The sequence below is a fragment of the Clostridium porci genome (genome assembly GCF_009696375.1).
GTDB lineage: Bacteria > Bacillota > Clostridia > Lachnospirales > Lachnospiraceae > Enterocloster > Enterocloster porci.
Genome location: NZ_VUMD01000031.1, coordinates 1 through 17,950 on the forward strand (window position 1 = coordinate 1; position 17,950 = coordinate 17,950).

General features: G+C 41.1%; 13 protein-coding genes, 2 tRNA genes, 1 rRNA gene and 1 pseudogene. All 17 read right to left on the reverse strand.

Annotation, left to right across the window (positions count from 1 at the left end; all coding sequences use genetic code 11):
* Positions 1-157: pseudogene (locus tag FYJ39_RS19450) on the reverse strand (IS256 family transposase); the annotation flags it as partial.
* Positions 158-199: 42 nt separating this feature from the next.
* On the reverse strand, positions 200-469 hold the full coding sequence (locus tag FYJ39_RS19455; RefSeq protein ID WP_154473998.1) for a hypothetical protein: 270 nt from the start codon (positions 467-469) through the stop codon (positions 200-202).
* Positions 470-554: 85 nt separating this feature from the next.
* Positions 555-1,481 carry a hypothetical protein gene (locus tag FYJ39_RS19460; RefSeq protein ID WP_154473999.1) on the reverse strand — a complete coding sequence of 309 codons (927 nt, stop codon included), beginning with the start codon at positions 1,479-1,481 and terminating at the stop codon, positions 555-557.
* 90 nt (positions 1,482-1,571) lie between these two features.
* A complete protein-coding gene (locus FYJ39_RS19465; protein WP_154474000.1) occupies positions 1,572-3,689 on the reverse strand; it encodes a hypothetical protein in 2,118 nt (705 codons plus the stop codon).
* Positions 3,677-4,051 (reverse strand): hypothetical protein, encoded by a 375-nt coding sequence (locus tag FYJ39_RS19470; RefSeq protein WP_154474001.1) that lies wholly within the window; start codon positions 4,049-4,051, stop codon positions 3,677-3,679. Before FYJ39_RS19470 ends, FYJ39_RS19465 begins: the two co-directional genes overlap by 13 nt.
* Before the next feature lie 13 nt (positions 4,052-4,064).
* Positions 4,065-4,418 carry a hypothetical protein gene (locus FYJ39_RS19475; protein ID WP_154474002.1) on the reverse strand — a complete coding sequence of 118 codons (354 nt, stop codon included), beginning with the start codon at positions 4,416-4,418 and terminating at the stop codon, positions 4,065-4,067.
* Between the two features lie 10 nt (positions 4,419-4,428).
* A complete protein-coding gene (essC, locus tag FYJ39_RS19480; protein WP_154474003.1) occupies positions 4,429-8,676 on the reverse strand; it encodes a type VII secretion protein EssC in 4,248 nt (1,415 codons plus the stop codon).
* Positions 8,673-9,827, reverse strand: coding sequence for a type VII secretion protein EssB/YukC (locus FYJ39_RS19485; protein WP_154474004.1), 1,155 nt, complete (start codon positions 9,825-9,827; stop codon positions 8,673-8,675). The genes essC and FYJ39_RS19485 overlap by 4 nt, the downstream gene beginning before the upstream one ends.
* Positions 9,828-9,830: 3 nt before the next feature.
* Positions 9,831-10,070, reverse strand: coding sequence for a hypothetical protein (locus tag FYJ39_RS19490; protein ID WP_154474005.1), 240 nt, complete (start codon positions 10,068-10,070; stop codon positions 9,831-9,833).
* A complete protein-coding gene (locus FYJ39_RS19495; protein WP_154474006.1) occupies positions 10,048-10,488 on the reverse strand; it encodes a hypothetical protein in 441 nt (146 codons plus the stop codon). The genes FYJ39_RS19490 and FYJ39_RS19495 overlap by 23 nt, the downstream gene beginning before the upstream one ends.
* Positions 10,489-10,556: 68 nt before the next feature.
* A complete protein-coding gene (locus FYJ39_RS19500) occupies positions 10,557-10,856 on the reverse strand; it encodes a WXG100 family type VII secretion target (RefSeq protein ID WP_154474007.1) in 300 nt (99 codons plus the stop codon).
* Positions 10,857-10,904: 48 nt separating this feature from the next.
* The gene (locus tag FYJ39_RS19505) at positions 10,905-13,121 is read right to left on the reverse strand and encodes a YhgE/Pip domain-containing protein (RefSeq protein ID WP_154474008.1); all 2,217 of its coding nucleotides are present in this window, start codon (positions 13,119-13,121) and stop codon (positions 10,905-10,907) included.
* A 938-nt stretch (positions 13,122-14,059) separates the two neighbouring features.
* Positions 14,060-15,313, reverse strand: coding sequence for a sensor histidine kinase (locus tag FYJ39_RS19510; protein WP_195840486.1), 1,254 nt, complete (start codon positions 15,311-15,313; stop codon positions 14,060-14,062).
* A gap of 48 nt (positions 15,314-15,361) precedes the next feature.
* Positions 15,362-16,132, reverse strand: a complete 771-nt coding sequence (locus tag FYJ39_RS19515; RefSeq protein ID WP_154474010.1) for a LytR/AlgR family response regulator transcription factor — start codon at positions 16,130-16,132, stop codon at positions 15,362-15,364.
* A 1,308-nt stretch (positions 16,133-17,440) separates the two neighbouring features.
* Positions 17,441-17,511 (reverse strand) — tRNA-Cys (locus FYJ39_RS19520).
* Positions 17,512-17,608: 97 nt separating this feature from the next.
* Positions 17,609-17,681, reverse strand: a tRNA-Asn gene (locus FYJ39_RS19525).
* A gap of 160 nt (positions 17,682-17,841) precedes the next feature.
* Positions 17,842-17,950: ribosomal RNA gene (locus FYJ39_RS20630) — 23S ribosomal RNA — on the reverse strand; the annotation flags it as partial.

The following is a 17,950-nucleotide window of genomic DNA, read 5'->3' on the forward strand; positions in this document are numbered from 1 at the left end:
CCATCATCTCTTTGATTGTGCCGCCAAGCAGATCCTTGAGAGCATCCTGAATATCCTCTGCGGACTGGATATCATACTCCTGAAGGAGCTGCTGGATGATGTTCCTTTTCCCATCTGTCATTTGTACCTTGTGTACGGGTTTCTTTTCTCTCGCCATAATAAAAGGCCTCCTATGATTTTTATTTTACCATAGAAGACCTTATAAAACCTTATTTACAGAAAAACTTTCACATACACACGAAAAGCGACCAGAAAAATCTTCCAAAGCCGTTACATTATAAAACCCTGCGTTCACAGTTTCCGTCAGCTCTCCCCCCTGGAAGCTGCTGGTTGCTCCAAACCATTCTAATTTCATCCTTGCATGTTCACCGGATATTTGGCCATCCAAACGCTGCTTTTCATCAAAATAATCCAGCAGACCGGTTGCCGCAATTACGGCTGATTTTCCTCCAGCCTTATAACGCTTCATCACCTCCGGCTTTATGATCCCGCTTTTTTCAAGAAGTACGTATGATTTGTCTCCAACCTTGCCGGCATTTCCCTTCTGTCATACCTTACTCTTCCCCCTGCATCCGCTCTTTTTCCTTATCGAAATACTCCTCATAATCCCTCTGGAATTGCTCATACTCTTCTTTCGTAATCCTATGTCTTTTCCCATTCTTTCCATAGCCCCCATAGTATCCGTCACTGTTTGGCTTCAATGCGTCAAAGTCCAAACGCTCCCCATCATTGAGTATGAGTGAAATTGCTTCCATGTTGTTTGTCTCCGGATGCAGGAATATATTGGCATAAATCCCTTCTTCCCGGCTGACATTCTTTAAATCTGGAAACAAGCTATATAACTTTTCATTCTTTTCCGGCAGACTGCTTGTTGGGATTGAGATATAACTTGTGTCCTTCAACGTGTATAGATTACTCACATGAGTATCCTCATAACCATTAGCATTCAAAATTAATGTTCCAACTAACATCCAAATATTGTCTTTTTGATCACTATATACCGGATTGGGCTCCTTATCGATCCAGCCTGCCGTCTCATCCTCGATATCAATCCATAAGCCCCTAAACTCCTCCTCTTTTTTGGCTATGATCTCCTCCTCCGTCTGCTTCTTTGTTAATGGCTGAGTAAGATAATATTTCCCCTTATACTCCCCTACCCAGTGGCCTGTACTCCAGATTTGCCAGTCTTCTAAATAGGGCCCCATTATCTCCCTCATATCTAATGTCTTTATTAATTCCAATGTATGGAAATCATATATCCCTATTTCATACCGGTCTGTCTCCTCTATTCGGTAAGTATCGTAGGTTTGCTCAATTTCATATGTCGTTCCGGTATAGGCGGTTGTCTCGATATAATACTTGTCCGGGATGATTCTGGGCTCTCCCTCTCCTTCCCCTACAATGCAAAAATTCCCTTCTTTCTCTGAACCAATCATTTCTATATCTAACGGGCTTTCCCATGAAGTTATTTCTTCCTCCATCTCTAAAGCCTGCTTTTTCGGACTGCAGCCCGCAGTGAACAATAGAATTATAACTATTATACTTAATTGCTTTATATGTTTCATCTTATGTTACTCCTTCCCCGGGACACTCATCTGGAATATCGCCTGTATGTTCAGCTTGCCTCCACATGGGCCATCTATTTTTTTCTTCTTTCTATCTGCATAAACATTCTCATAAGCCTTGTTAATATCCTCCACCGCTTTGACAAACTGCTCCGTATCCAACCCCATAATATCCCCTCCTTCCATCACCGTTTTTACTGTCTCATTATACTGACCCGTTTTTATGAGATGCTCTTTCAAATTCTTAATTAACGCATCTATTTTTTTATCATCTTCAATCACCTTTGCTGCTACACTAATTAACCCATTCTCTTCCCAGTCTCTTAACTCTTCCAAAGCCGTCACATTATAAAACCCTGCGTTCACAGTTTCCGTCAGCTCTCCCCCCTGAAAGCTGCTGGTTGCTCCAAACCACTCTAATTTCATCCTTGCATGTTCACCGGATATTTGGCCATCCAAACGCTGCTTTTCATCAAAATAATCCAGCAGACCGGTGGCCGCAATGACGGCTGATTTTCCCCCAGCCTTATAACACTTCATCACCTCCGGCTTTATGATCCCGCTTTTTTCAAGAAGTACGTACGATTTGTCTCCAACCTTGCCGGCATTTCCCTCACTGATTCCTGCTAAAAGGCCATAAACAAGCCCTGCCTTCGGACACAATGCCCCCACGATCCCTGTTCCGGTATTTATAACGTACTTCATCCATAACTCTTCCTTCTGCTTTTCAAGGTTCCTTAAGGTTTCTCTGTATTCCTGGTCATTCATAGCGTTTAAATCTGTATTTATACTCGTATTTACTTCCAACAAATTATCTTTATGCCATTCTATATCATAAACATTATTTCCCTCCGCCTCGGTACTGCTATCTTTTATCCAAGCTGTGCTGTACATCACATTATATTTAAAACCACTCCCCTGATACTCTAAATCTTCAATTCGGCTTCCATACATCAGGCGCATGGAAATGCTCTCGATCCCACTCTCATAGAAATAATCCTCTCGAAAGGCTGTATTGCTGATTGAGCCCCACAGCACATTCAGATCTGCAAGCTCTCTCATATTTTTACTGAGCCTATCCATTCCATCTTCCGTCAGGATTCCTTTTGAAGCCAAAATCAATTTCCCCTCTTCCTCTAAAATACAGGAACTGGCTTCAAATAATATATCGATATATTCCATCCCATATGCCTGCTTATTTTGGCGATTGGGGTAATAGGGGTGATCCGGATCCGTATATAACATTTCATTAATCAAATCCCGCAGTTCATCCACCTTTCCCTTATCTAACATCATCCGCGTATACTTTGTCAGGAAAAACTTTGCTTCCATGGAAAGCTGGTTTGGATCGATTTGGAACGTTGTTCTGAAGGTTTCGTTCAACATGCCGCAAAAGAATTCCTTATCCTCTTCTGTTTTCAGGCTCTCATAGGCAGCTTTCAATTCACCGGAAGACAGTCCCAGTTCCTTCATTCGTACGATTTGCTTAATAGATATTCCCAGCTTCTTCAGGTAATCATCGCTCAATTTTTCCTGCATGTTAAACAGCCAGTCATAATCCACCGATGTATAGTTGATTAACCCCGTAACCGGGTCAATTCCTACACCGCTTAATTGAGTATCCGCTTTTTCCAGTATTGACAGCAGCTCTGCCGGCCTGTCATACATCCTCCTTGTCACACGGATAAACATACTCATTGCCTCTAATTTAGAGTCTATTTCCCGTATCATCCTCCTATATCGCCTTATACGGGAATAGTTGGGATCTTCCCGGTTATACTCCCGGTCCAGCCATCTTTCATAGTTCGACTTTTCCGTTTCCAACCTGTCTTCATCCAGGCAGTTCACATTCGGCAGGCAGAGCGCTGCCATATGATAGGCAGATGTGGCTTCCTTCTGTGACTTGAGCCATAGCTGGCACGTCTGCATTAACGGCTGCTGTATTTCACGCATATATTCCCGTACGTTATCCCACGCTGCTCCCATAAGATAAAAACAATTCATCTGTACCATACCTAACGCCTTATATGCAGCCTCTGCATATGGCTCAAGCTGCTCCAACTGTTCCAGCATAGCCTTTGTCTTTACCTTCATAGTATTCGGATACATCATTATCCCTGCCATGATTCATCCTCCTCTGCTAAATTCCTGCACGCTTCTTCATACCACGCTTCATAGGCTCGCTCCTGCCGGCAGATATCCTGATATTCCCCGGCAAGTTCTTCTTCCTTCTGATTTAAGTTCTTCTGCTCGCTGTCAATGAAATCCCCTAATTCACAACGCAGCCTGCCAATATCTTCACATTCCCCCCACATTTCAGCCAAATGCTCTAAGACAGTATGCTCTTCCCTAAAACATTCCCGGCTCACTTCCAGTTCTTGCTCAAATTCTCTCTTTCTGCGTTGGTACTCCTCTTTTCTTTCTTCTATATCAAACATCTTTATACGATATTCCTGGTATAAATCTTCTTTTGAATTTATTTCCATCGCATATCGCCCCCTACTCTTCCGCATCCTGATCCTGAAGCTGGCTAAAACCTGTAAGATGAGCCGGAACAATGTCCTGCGCAAAAGGAATATCCAGGGAAAGCTGATTACTAATTGCCGCCATCTCATCCGCTTCATTCAGCTTTTTACTTACCTCACTTACAAAATTAGAGGCATGCTTCAAGTGTGACTTAAATGCTTCAACTATTTTTACACCTGTGGCATACGTTGTACTGCACTCCTTTTCTACTTCCACATTCTCTGCAGCTTTCAGATTAACTGTTTTTAAAGAAAAACCAACCGCTGCATTCTCAATACTTATCTTAATCGCCCCAGCTACTTCTGTATTGTTTTTTATAAATGGCATGTTTCTCCTCCTATGCTTTCGGTATTCTCACAACCATGCTTTTCCCTTTCCGGTAAAGCACGCCTTCATTCAATCCCGGTTCTAAATTCACCGGTACAATCCCCAGATGCCCTTGGGGGCTGACCAGAACTCCACAGACAGCCCTTTTAAATAGATCGGTCACCGGATCACTGCCATAGAATTTGTTTAATAAATTGGTGGCTGCAATCCATATACCTACATTAGCAGCCCTTGCCATCATACCGGCTATCTCCTGCTCCGATGTGGTTTGATGACTGAAGAAGCAAGATAAATCATCAATGAGGACAGCACATTTATCCATATCTTGGAACATTCTTCCTTCTTTTTCCTCAGAGACTCCTTTTATCGTCTGTTCACGCCTAATCACTTCTCTTTCCAGCTCATCCATAAACGCTACAAACTCTTCAAGGTTTTTCACTATGTTTACACCATCAATCGCTTCACAAGAACGCAAATCCTTATTAGGAGAATCAAATAGAGTGATTCTCGCCTTTCCGGCCAGCTGATGTACAAATATTTTCAGCAAATTAGTTTTTCCACTGCCGGCCGCCCCAAGAATAATGAACGGCGAATGGTTCATGCGGATGCCCTCCAAGGCAACATTCTCTTTTTCCAGACCAACATAAATGTCCAGATCCGGATTCTCATATTTCTCTATCACTGATATATCGACTTCTTCCGGCATAACCGGCATATGAGGCGCTTCTGCGCCGTGGCTGTTTGCCTTAATCTTCTCAATCAGTTGATTAACTGCACTGCGGTACTCAAGATCTGTCTTGAACGGCACCATGGAGTATATCTGCATACAGCTGACTCTCTCGCCATATTTCACCATGGCCCGGCCCTTCACCTCCGGAAGTATATATGGGCTTCTTCCCACAATACAGGAAATCTCACCTCTTTCGAAATTAAAACCGGCCAGCTTGACCTTAAAATTGTTATAAGTGGCTCCTCTGATTGCATTCATCCGTGTAGCTGTAATGACAAAGTAAATCCCCAAACTGGCTCCGTCTCTGCTGATTTTTGTAAAATACTCTTCTTCATCAAATCCAAGCTCTTTAACAGCATCGTAATTATCCATTAGGATAACCCAGGCCCTCATAGGAACGGCCGATGTCTGATTATATACCTGGAAATTCTGGGCGCATACCTCCGCCATGCGCATTTTACGCAGTTTCATCTCATTCAATACCAGCTTTTTAAACTTTCCATACCGTTCTGTATCATCCAAAGTTATATACTCCGCTGCATGCGGAAGATTTTGCAATGAAATCAACGCATTGTTTCCAAAGTCAAGAAGAAACAGGTTCATCTCTTCGACCAGATATTTCAATGACAGGCTCAAGGCAACTGTGGTTAGAAATACGCTTTTCCCATAGCCGCTGGATGCTATATACATCAAATTCCCATTCTCTGTAAAATTCATTACAAACATTTCCTGCTTCTGCTCCTCCGGAATATCAATTAATCCAATCGAAACCGATATCCCTTCCTCAAGGAAATGTGAATCAGAGGTTAATTTTTCTGCATATGGACTTACGATTACCATACCAAGGGCCGGAAGCCATGGTTTTCGAACTGAAACCGCCTTTAGTTTTTCATATACTTCCTTGATATATTGAATGGTGACATCTAATTGAGTCTCTTTAGCCCCGTTTTCCGCCTTACTTCCACCCAGGTCTTGGTTGACCAGCATTCTTTGTCCCAAATCGTTAACAAGATATACCCGGTTATCCAGCGTTACCTCTTTTTCCTGCTCCTTTATATAAGAAGCCCCGCTCCATGCAGATTGAAACAATTCATATATTTCGTTATTCCCCACCTGGAGATATGCGCGCCCAGCCTGTGTGATACTGGCGGCATCTGGAGTTTTCAGAATTTCCTTGCTGTCACTCTCATTCTGCACTTTCAAAGCCAGTTTAAATTTTGAATTGGTCCATATCTGGTCATCCACTACGCCCGTAGGCTTCTGGGTAGCCAAAATCAAATGTACTCCCAGGCTTCGGCCAATCCGGGCCGTAGAAACCAACTCCTTCATGAAGTCCGGCTGTTCCTTTTTTAACTCTGCAAATTCATCACTAATGAGGAACAGATGTGGTATAGGCTCTGCCGCCTCCCCTTCACGCAAGAGCCGCATATATGCATTAATATGATTTACATTATGCTCGCTGAACAGCTTTTGCCGCCGCGCCAATTCACTCTTAATTGATGCCAGCGCACGCATACTCTCACTGCCATCCAAATTTGTTATTGTACCTAAAAGATGAGGCAGGTCCTCGAACAGGCCGGCCATGCCCCCGCCTTTATAGTCGATTAGCAGGAAGCCTACCTCATGTGGATGGAAATTCACCGCCAAAGAAAGGATATATGACTGGATAATCTCAGACTTGCCAGAACCTGTAGTTCCGGCGACCAGGCCATGAGGACCATGTGCCTTCTCATGAAGGTTCAGCTCAACAATATCGTCAACCGCTCTCACACCCAGAGGAACCGCCAGCGATTTCTCCGCACAATGTGCACGCCATCTTTTTTCAATTTCTAATTCATCGGGACTTAAGACTTTATATAACTCAAAAAAGGTGATGCTGTCCGGAATATGGCTGGTTGTTTCCAGTAAATGATTCAGCACGCCCAGATCCCTGGCAAAGAGTTCCAAGTTAATTCCTCCTGCTTCCGGAAGTTGTATCAGCTCATTGCAGTATTCTTTTTCCTTTAGCAGCAGACGCCCTTCTTTCGCATGTTCCAGAAGAAGGATCGTATCAATGTAATCCGGCAGGTTAGCACGTAAATAGCTTGTATAAATAATAGAAAAGCTCAACCGGTTCCCCTCGCCGTTTAAATATTCCATAATGGAATGATCCATGATGAACCTGGGTTCATCAATGATAAATAAAAAGTGGGGTAAGAATTTAGCTTCCTTTTTACTCTCTTCTAATTTCTGCCGTCTCGCTTTTAGAATCTGGTTCAAACTATTTAACACCTGATCCCGCGCTTTTTCAGAATAAATAAGCCCCCTGACATTCAGAGCCTGTATTCTGCAATGCGGCAGCCACTTCATCCAGCTGAATGAAGCTGCATACTTTTCATCATACAAGACCACTATCTGCAAATCACGATAACTATGGAATGTAGTGATTTGGCATAGATATGTCTGCAGCTGTTGATGGATAACCGCTTTGCTGCCCACCAATCCCAAATGTGACCGTTTCAGATCTACGGATACATCGCTCCAAATCATACTGTATTCTCGGTTTAACGCCGCCGCTTGTTCATACATCTGGTCTTCCTGTACTGATATCTCTGCTTCCGGCAATGAGATCTGATAAGATACATTAGAAAAATGTTTCCCTATTGAAAAAACCAAGAAATCCTGGTCTGTAGCAAGCCGTTCATAAATCCGGCTGTCAAAACCATGAACCAGCTTATTAAGCTCCTGCACAGATGGAAAGTTATGAGAATAGGCCTCTGCCTCTTTCCTATACAGTCTATAAAGCTCCTTTCTTTTCTTTAAGAGGTAGGCCTCATATGCCTCTTGATTTTTTTGGTTCGTCTCTATCCGTTCTTTTCTATCGCTAAAATATCGGATCATTGATACGCTTATAGTAATAACAGCCGCACCCGCGCTGATAAAAAGGTACGTACCTCTCCCCATCAATATGCCAATGCCTACTGTCAGCGCCGTTGTGGCAAGGGATGGCAGGATAAGCATTGCCAGGCCGCCCTTGTCAGCCTCCTTCATTTCAGGCGGGGTTTTTATCTCAACCTTATCTTTCGGTACACGCTTAATAATTCTGGGGGAACGCTTATAATCAGGGAATCCACTATATGGCGCTGTCTCCTTTATGACCGGCAGCAAGCTGGTTTCATAATCTATCTGTTTCGCATATACTTTTACATGATCTGCAAAAAAGCATATTTTGGTATTGCCGGTCAATAGGCAGTCTCCCTTTAATATGCGTACCTGTGTTTTCCTTAGACGCCTCTGGTTCCAATACACAAGCTCTGCCCCTAAATCCCCTTTCACCTCCAGGTTCTGGTGGTTAATATGGAAATATAGCTTAGAGTTCTTTAATTTAATGTCCCCATCTTCACCTATAAAAAAATCATCCGGTCGTTCATATGATTGAAAAGTGTTCTCCAGTTCTATTTCCTCTATCACATCATGCCGGATTAAATCCTTATATCCCTTTGGTATTTCTTCATAATATTTATCTTTTAAAAATAGCTGAAATTTCATTTTATATCTTCTCCCTCAGCCTGATTTCCCTTGTATTCAATCCCCAGCATATCTGCCAGACCCTTTATTTTATTTTTCAGCAACTCCATTTGCTGCGCCTTATCCTCGCCTGCTAAAGCAGTGTCAGATGAGACCTGTTCCAGTTTTTGAAGATACGCATATAAAAGCAGTTGATCATCTGATATACGCATCGCAGCATCCAGCGCCTTATCCACATCCATTCTTCCTAAATGAATCCAATAGTCCATCCTATTGCTGTCCCCATTATAAGACAACCTTGAAATCAGGCGTTCCTTTGTTTCTAAATCAAAGGAATCAATCGACTGGCCGCGGATATATACTGCAGCCAAAAGATATTTTTCATGATTGTCCATCTGCTCTACCGGTGTGGAGCGCAATGCATCCGCAACCAGCGTCAGATTATTCTCCATATAAGCCCGATGCGCCATCAATGCACGTTTTTGGGGATAATAAAGCCACATCGTTTGATAAACCAGCAAAGCGGTTAACCCCACTCCAGTTATAATGAACAAATACAATGCAATTAGTTTTGTATAATAACCGCTGCGGTTTATGGTAATAAGCTCTGACCGTTCTTTTTTAGACTCCTGCATCTGACGTTCTTTACAAACACTCACAGCCTCTTCTAAAGACCTGATATCCAAAAGAAACTTTGTCTTTCTGCTGCACCGCAATAATTCTGTCCCGCCGTTCCTGTAATCCTCATATGTATATTTTTTCTGAAAATAACAGCCTGCCAGCGCCAGAAAATCAGAGAGGCAATCGCTGTCCCTTCCGTGATCCGATGCATAATCCCGTTCCATAATCCGAATACGGTTCTGCAGATCGATATACAGATTCTCTGGATTAAGCGAAAAAACAAACTGTGGATTACGGATAACCGCCTCCAATATCTGGACAAGAAATCCATATTTAACTGAATTTTCTGATTTTTTCGTTTCCAAAAAGGGCCTCAATTCAATCATATTATAGAAAAAATGAATCTCATCCGGAGTATCTTCTATGGAACACGGCACAAAATTAAAGTTTTCATCAGTGAGACGTTTGAGCTGGTACGCATTCCTGGCATGCATATCATTCTTTTTCACAATCCTTTCCATCTGCCGTTCCTCTTTTACAGCCTTTTCCATTCCTCACTCCTCCTCCACATCAATATAAAGAATATCTCCGGAGAAAATTTCTGCTTGTTTAAATGTCAGATATGGATTAACGAAATTACCTTTTCTCCACGAACGAATATAAAGATTATCACGGCCGCTTCTATATATAATCCGGCCGTTTTCCTCCAACACCTTCAATATGTCCTTTATTCTCTGCTCCGGTTTAACCATAATATCCAACACAATACCGCTATTCATCATAACTATTGTCAATATCAGCAATTCTCTTTTCCCTTTCTTTCTTCTTAATACGTCCATAGGAGAGGGATATAAATATACAGAATACCGGCAGCACAATGAACCATGCAGTATTGCCTTTTTCACTTAAACCCGGATTCCGGTTTTCAAAGCTCCGATTGGACGTTGATGACATTGCAAATATCTGCCCCTTGATTGTTTCTAATTCAGCATCCGCCCATTTCGCCTTTCCCTCAAATACTTCTTCTTTATAGTAAAGCAGTCTGTCCTGTTCCATTTGAATATACTGTTTAATCCGGGCTTCCGTCTCAATATCAAAGATATAAATTCCTGACTTATCCGTAACAGAAGTATCAGAACCGCCCCGATCTGTCAGAACAGATAAATTCAGGTCTAACGCGGATTCATCCTGCCCTTGATTTCCACTTATCATATGCTCATCCATCTCTTTTCCTTTTGAAATAAGGGGTGTGAAATATTCCTCACACCCCTTATTATCAATTACGCATTAGAACTGTTAGCTCTTGCCGCTTCTCTGTCGGCCTCTTCATAGAAGTTTGCATTGGCAATTAATCCATTTGCAATATCATCAATTAGTCTTTCAATTGCATCAAAACTAGGTTTTAGCTCTTGATAGCGGCGTACATATGCCTCACTGCCGGAACCCTGCCATAACTCTGGCAGTTCGTTAAAAATCACGCCGTTCAGGTAGGTCCGCATATCGCTATACTTGTCCTTTCCTGTCCCTCTAAAGCTCTCTGCTTTTGATTTCACATCTCCGCTTCTAATACCAATGTCCATTTTTTCCTCCTTGGAATTATTATTTATAATAGCGCTAAAATTGCACCATTACCTTTCACTGTCCTCTTTTAAACGTTTATTTTTCTTCCTCAAATATACATTTTGAAATGAGAGAAGGACTATGAATGCTATCAGAACTCCCCAGATCCATTCTGAACCCGTATGTGCTTCCCGTTCATTCATGACCAGCGGCAGTTTCTTTTTTATCGTTTTTTCCTGGAATACCACAGGATTGGCAATCACATCATAGGTTTTAGTAGCGGCTACGCTACCGTTCCTGGTATATGGGAGTTTCTTAGTAAAATCCGAGAGAAGGTCCTGATTCTCCTGATTTAACTGCTCCCTGTTATACTTGGCATGATTCAATACCTCCTTCAGGTTCTTTGCCGTTCCCTCATAGGACAATTCCAGACTCTCCTGCAAAGAGGTGATATCCTTATTCTGATTTTCTTCAAGTGTATTTATATATTCCCTATCTGCTTTGGCCTTCTCATTTACATCATCCTGAATTCCAGATATATTTTCCCGTATACCGGATTGAAAATGATTCAATATGTCTTCATCCCGTGATTGCAATGGTGTATAGGACTGGAGCTCCTTAATAAAATCATCAAATGCCTCCTCAAACTTATCTGAATTTTTCCCCAATATCTCCTGAAGATAAATCTCCTGGTTATCTAATTTCCCAATGAAAACATTCTCGAACAGTTGAGTCAGCCCTTCTAATGGAATAAAGGAACGTTCAGCCAGGTATTCAATCTGCCCGCTGCTAAACGCAACAATCTGTCCGCTGATTAAATCCAGCTTATCTGACAGAGCGCCTTCATAAAGGGGCGTCGAATCTAAGAATTCTCTGACATATAAATCTGCGTCCGGATTACCTGACACCGGGTAGGCATTACTCGCGGAAGCCACACTTGGCCTGACAATTTCCTCATCGTTATGGATCTGCCATACTGTCCGCAATACCTCATCTAGCTGATCCTCATCTAAGGATAATTCTTCTAAATCCGCTTCTAACCGTTCATAAATTTTGTCCAGGGCGAGAGTTGCCACATTATAATCACGGTTTATCAGCCATTCCCGCTCATACTCCGGCGGAACCGTCTCTGAGGGGGTAGCCTCTGAGGAAATGGCCTCTGACGGGGTAGATGGAGTTGCCAGCATGGAGTAATCAAATGATTCCCTCCATGCCTTCAGACACTGGTTATATTCGTCCCTTTGGCGTTCATGCTCTGCGCGGATTTCATCTAACCAAGTATTCTTGTCTGCTTCTGAAGGAGTTGCTTCTGTCGGGGCCGCCTCTGAAGGGGTCGATATACTGTCACAGCGTGCAAGCCATTCAAACTTCTCCGTCAGCACTGCCCGTTCTTCTGCCAAGGCTAAATTATAATCAGCCAATTTTTGAAAAAATACCTCTTTTCCTTCATCATATAGGGGATTCCCATCCTCGTCCTTTAACAGATCTATATCAGACACCGTGACGCGCAACCCCTCTATAGCCGTTGTAACTATCTGTCCCTTATCAAGTATGTCCCTCAAATCCTGCTTTGCCCAAGATATATAAGTATCATACTGATTCCCCATCTCCTCCATTATGCCGTTTATTCTTTGGTATCTGTCGTACAGATCCGTATCAGCGGGGTAATCTCCCACCGGCTGCAGCTCCACAAACACAAGGGGCTGCAGCAGCTGTTCCGGGATGATCGCATTCAGGTTTTCCAGATCCTTTTTATCATTTTTCATAATCAGCTCCGCTGATGTCTGGCCTGAATGGAATTCTTGTAAAATAGAATACAAATACAAATAGCTGATATCCGTATTCAATGTCATCTCAAAACCTTTAATATCTGATAAGACATCAAAGATAATATTCTCTTGCAGATTTGGATTAATTGCATATTCCAATATGGATTTCTCCGGGTTTGTATTGATACTCCATACCTTTTCAGAAAAATTTGCCGGCACTATGATATACGCAGCAAATTTACCGTTTTCAATCCCTGACCTGGCATCCTCTAAGCTGGTGCTATAAAAATGTTGATTTGTGATATTGAGCATCTGGTTTCCATAATTTATGATTCCCTGATCCAGCTTGATGCCCTGATCCATATTCACAACTGCAACCGTTTGGGTAATCTCCTTTACTATAGCAGGACTTTCTTCCCTTTTCCTGCCGATCTGTATGCCCGCATAAAATATAAGTAAAAAACCAATACCAAGTATTCCTACAAGGCTTATCAACTTTTTCATATATACTGTCATAGAATCATTCTGCTAATCTATACCTCCTCATATAGTCACGTTATTTTGTCGCCCTTCCCCCTATCTCCTGTACAAACAAATCTTCCTTGATTGAACAGCTCACAATTATTTCATCCTTCATAATGTAATCCATCAATTTATATCTGTATTTTTGTTTCTTCCACGGTCTGTTCCAAAATACAAATGCCTTTTTTGAATGTCCGTTTCAATATTATATGGTACAACGTCCAATCTTCCCCACTTTAAGAATTCTACTTTGCTTTGGCCGCATACCGATAGAAATCATCCTTTTTGCTTATCATATGCGATTCTCTGCACAAATAAAGCGATCCAGCATATCAATTCCTCTATCAGAACTCCCAAAAAACGGCGCATATAACAGTAATAAACAAATCTATCAAAAAACTTCCTGCCTTTTGCAGTCCATATTTTATAATTGCTTCATTCTGCGCCGCTTTCTTTTAAGATTTCTCTTGAAATGCTTTTCCCCGTCAGTTCATGTTTGGGATGATTACGGCATTACCAGTGTAAAAGTGGTAATTTGAGAGGATGATTTTTTATAAATTTCATTGCCTCCCCCTCCTGCTTTTAGTAGATAAAGTATATCACAAATTTTTAATCATAATTTATAAATGGTATAAATAACCATTTTAATGGTATAATTTGCATATTTTTTAATCTATTGCCAAACCTTCCAGTCACTTTTAGCATAACTCATATGCTCATTGCATTTATATCACATCGCTGTATATACTCCATGAATAGTTTCAAATAAAAATCCGGTTACTTCGAACATTGTTAAAAAGAGCATAGAAGATTTAATTTCAAGTAGAATCATGTAAGTGGAATTTGTTTCTATTCGCATATAAAAATGCCGATCCCTTAGCTTCAACTTTTGCATACGGAAACCGGCATTTTATTGCGATTGATTGTTATATTTAGGAATCTTCTCCAATTAACATAAAAGCATTCACTTCAAACTCATCAGCCCTAATCTTATATTCCATTTTACCATTATATCTATTAATCGCCTCTTTAACATACTGCAGGCCGAATCCATGATCCGTCTCCATAGCCTTTGATGTTTGTAAGCGCTTTCCATTAGACATGATGGGGGCGCCATCATAGGTATTTATAATCCTTAACCGTAAGGTACCCTTTTCCATGCTAAGTAAAACGCACACTCTTTTGTCCCCTTCACATTTTTTTAGAGCCTCCACCGCATTTTGCAATAGATTTCCAAGAATGATACTGATGTCTAATGAGGCAATTGGCAGGGATTCCGGTATCTTAAGTATCAGTTCTGTCGTGACTCCCATCATTTTGGCCTCATCCATATAATAATTAATGATACTGTCTACACAATCATTTCCCGTCTTTGCATATTCCCTATTTGTTACCATTACGTCTTCTAATTGTTTCAGGTAGTCTCTAATCTCATCTATCTTCTTATCATCGAGCAACTGTTTCACAACAATGACATGATTCTTGATGTCATGACGAATCGAACGGATCTGTCTGACGGATTCGCGCATCAACTCCAACTGATTCTCATATTGCCTGAGCTGTTGTCTGAGTAAAGACTGTTCCATTTCTTTTTCATACGCGCTCGTTAGCCGCTCATATAAATAAAATACTACAATATTCAATAAAATAATCCCGAATATCCCTCCTGCCTTTAGTTCCGGATTCATTTTTGTATCTATCGCCATCACCACAAATATGCTGGTGATTGGCAACATGATCAATAATAGGTTCTCATACCTTAGACGCAGATCGTTCATTCCCCTGTTAAAATGTTCCTGTAGGAAAGCCAGGATAATACAGAGCATAAAGTTAGAAAGAACCGCAATGACTGTTGCATCTGGTGTTTTAAAGAACATCATCATCAGATACCAAAACAGTTCTTCCGTGCAGTAACTTATCGTTGCAAGCAGCACTGGTACCAGTATATTTTTCCAAATAGATTCATCATAGGCGATGAAAACAATTATATAGAGGCAAATATAATCTGAAATCAATGTGATTTTATCGTTTTTAAATAAGAAATATATCTGATTGTTGATTATGTAGTAGATAAAATAAAGTAAAATACACGCTTTTACGCTGATACGCAGCCGCTTAAGCAGAATACCAAGCATCTTGTAGGTCAGGAAAATTCCAAACAGACTATTTATCAAAAAAATTACCATAGCTATTTTCTCCATTCTGTATCATGCTTTATTCCGCCATATTGTTTCTTAAATGGGATGCTGGGCATACTCATGCTGCAAAATCCACTGTTGAACTTCTTTCCATCTCGATCGGCTAACCGGTATCTCAATATCATGTTTCAAAAGAAAGTGGTCCCTTCCAAATGACTTTATATAATCTACATTCACTATATATGATTTATGGATACGCCAAAACTGTCTTTGCTCTAACTGCTGCATGGCATCTTCTAAGTTTCCATAAAACTCAATATATTGCTCCGGCTCTCCCCCATAAAGTAAATCCTGACGTCCCATTTGTCTATTTTCCGTAAAAATTTTAACCTTCTTTCTGTCGCTCTGATAATACATGATATTGTTCAGATCCATGCGAAGGGTGTGTTTTTTCTGCTGATAGATAAAATATTTCTTATTATCCTTTAACTTAACTGCATGGTAACTGGAAAGGACCTGTGCAAGCTGCTCTGTCCTGATTGGTTTTACCAGGAAGTCAAAAGGTCTTATATGAAACAGCTGCATTGCGTACTGTGTATGGGACGATACAAATACAATCTGAAGATTTTCATCCTTTAGCCCCTCTCTGATATAATCACCAATCTGTATTCCCGTCTCATCCCCAAGTTCTATATCCAGGAACAATAAATAGGGACGTTCTTTTTTTATGAATTGCCGCAGGCTTTTTCCAGAATAGCACTGTTCTATATTTACTTCGCGCTGATTTTTAAAAGCCCAATCCAATATACAGTTTTCCATGTAACCACAAAAATACTTATCGTCATCACAGATCAATATTTCAATCACAATGTTTCCCTCACTTTAGCCTAAATATTTTTAGTCCCCTACCATAACATAATGAAACGTACAAAAATTTGTTTGTAAGGGGTTATTCTGAAATAAACATGGCCTTTCATAGGTATTCACACAGATATCATCTGTTTTTTAGCCTTCACGACAAGACTTTCTATGGTCCAAAAACTAACAGGACAAGCCAAAACCGCTGATATAAAAATTACTTTTCACCTAATACCCTCTTTCATTCTATTATACCAAAAATTACTGCGTAATTTAAGATACTTATTTAATATTCACTATCAAAGTCTATATCACATTGCTTCCTATCACAAAGAAAAAGTATACAAACCCTTAAACCCATGCTCCGCTCCCGGAAGGCTCCTAATAGATCGTCTGCAAAGGTTTCGGTTATACTCCTTATCAGCCCCCGTATCTGCTCATTAAAATCCCTTTTCTTTCCCTGGATGATGTCATCAATCTTCGGCTTGGACAATCATAAATCACGCTCGGAGTTGGCTCTGGACTTAATCCGGTTGTATAAGGTGATAACTCCGTTTTCCAGGGAATCACAGATATCCATATCCGGCAGCCCGTTTTTTAGCTCCATAGTTTATGTTTTCATTCCTCGGCCGCTGGCCTTCCGGCTCCAGTTCCGTCCCAATCCCAAACAAAGTCAGAATGAAAAAACGGTCATCTTTCGTTTTATCCCTCAGTGCCGGGAGCACAGCATCCGGTACTGTAGGATTATACCCTTTGAGGTTCGTCTTTGCACCAAGCCAGAAAGTTTGATGATTCCTAACGTCCAACTAACTATTTTCTGAATCTCCATAGAAAGCAATGCCACAGATTCGGCTCAAGCCAGGAGCTGTAATCTCCATATTGATTGCCGCTCTATATGCTTTTACCAAATTTGTGATCAGCGTTATATTGCCTTTGCCCGTCCATCAACTGGTAAACCCCTCTTTGAGATTAGGGCTGTTATAGTCTATCATGCGAGAGTAGGCACATTCTTTCAGAAGCATCAGTCCGAAATTAGACATACGTTCGCTGCCAGGTTGCTCCATAAGCCCCAGAATCATCAGGAGGTGAAAACCGTAGCCGAGTTATTAAGCGATAACTACAAGGTTTTCACCTTATGAAACGATTTTATCCGATTTTTAGCGATTTCTAACAACACTTGTAAATTTTACAAATTCATGTACAATGAGAAAAAAATGAGATAGAGACAAGGGTCTAAACTGTATAAATAGCACCATCAGACGTAACGCAAACAACGAAAAAACCTCGGAAAATCAAGGTTTCCGAAGTTTTGATGAGAGGCGACAACCGGAATCGAACCGGTGATAGAGGTGTTGCAGACCTTTGCCTTACCGCTTGGCTATGTCGCCTTATAAAATTTTTCGAATAACTCCAAAAGGACTTAGATTCCTACTGTCATAGTTAAAATCCCTGACCATGGAGCAACGTTATAAAATGAAAGAAAAACTCCCCGAGTAGGACTTGAACCTACGACAGCGCGGTTAACAGCCGCGTGCTCTACCGACTGAGCTATCGAGGAATAATCGTAGCACTCACTAATTTAATATTATACAATATAATAGAAAAATCATCAAGTACTCTTTGAATATATTATATGATGTTTTTATTGTAATTATACAATCAACATACCCTGAAAACCACATATTGAACAAAAGCAACCTTTCCCAACCTCTTCCTCTCTGGATAAGCCCTCGACCGATTAGTATTAGTCAGCTCCATGCATTGCTGCACTTCCACCTCTAACCTATCTACCTTGTCGTCTTCAAGGGGTCTTACTTCCTTTCGGTT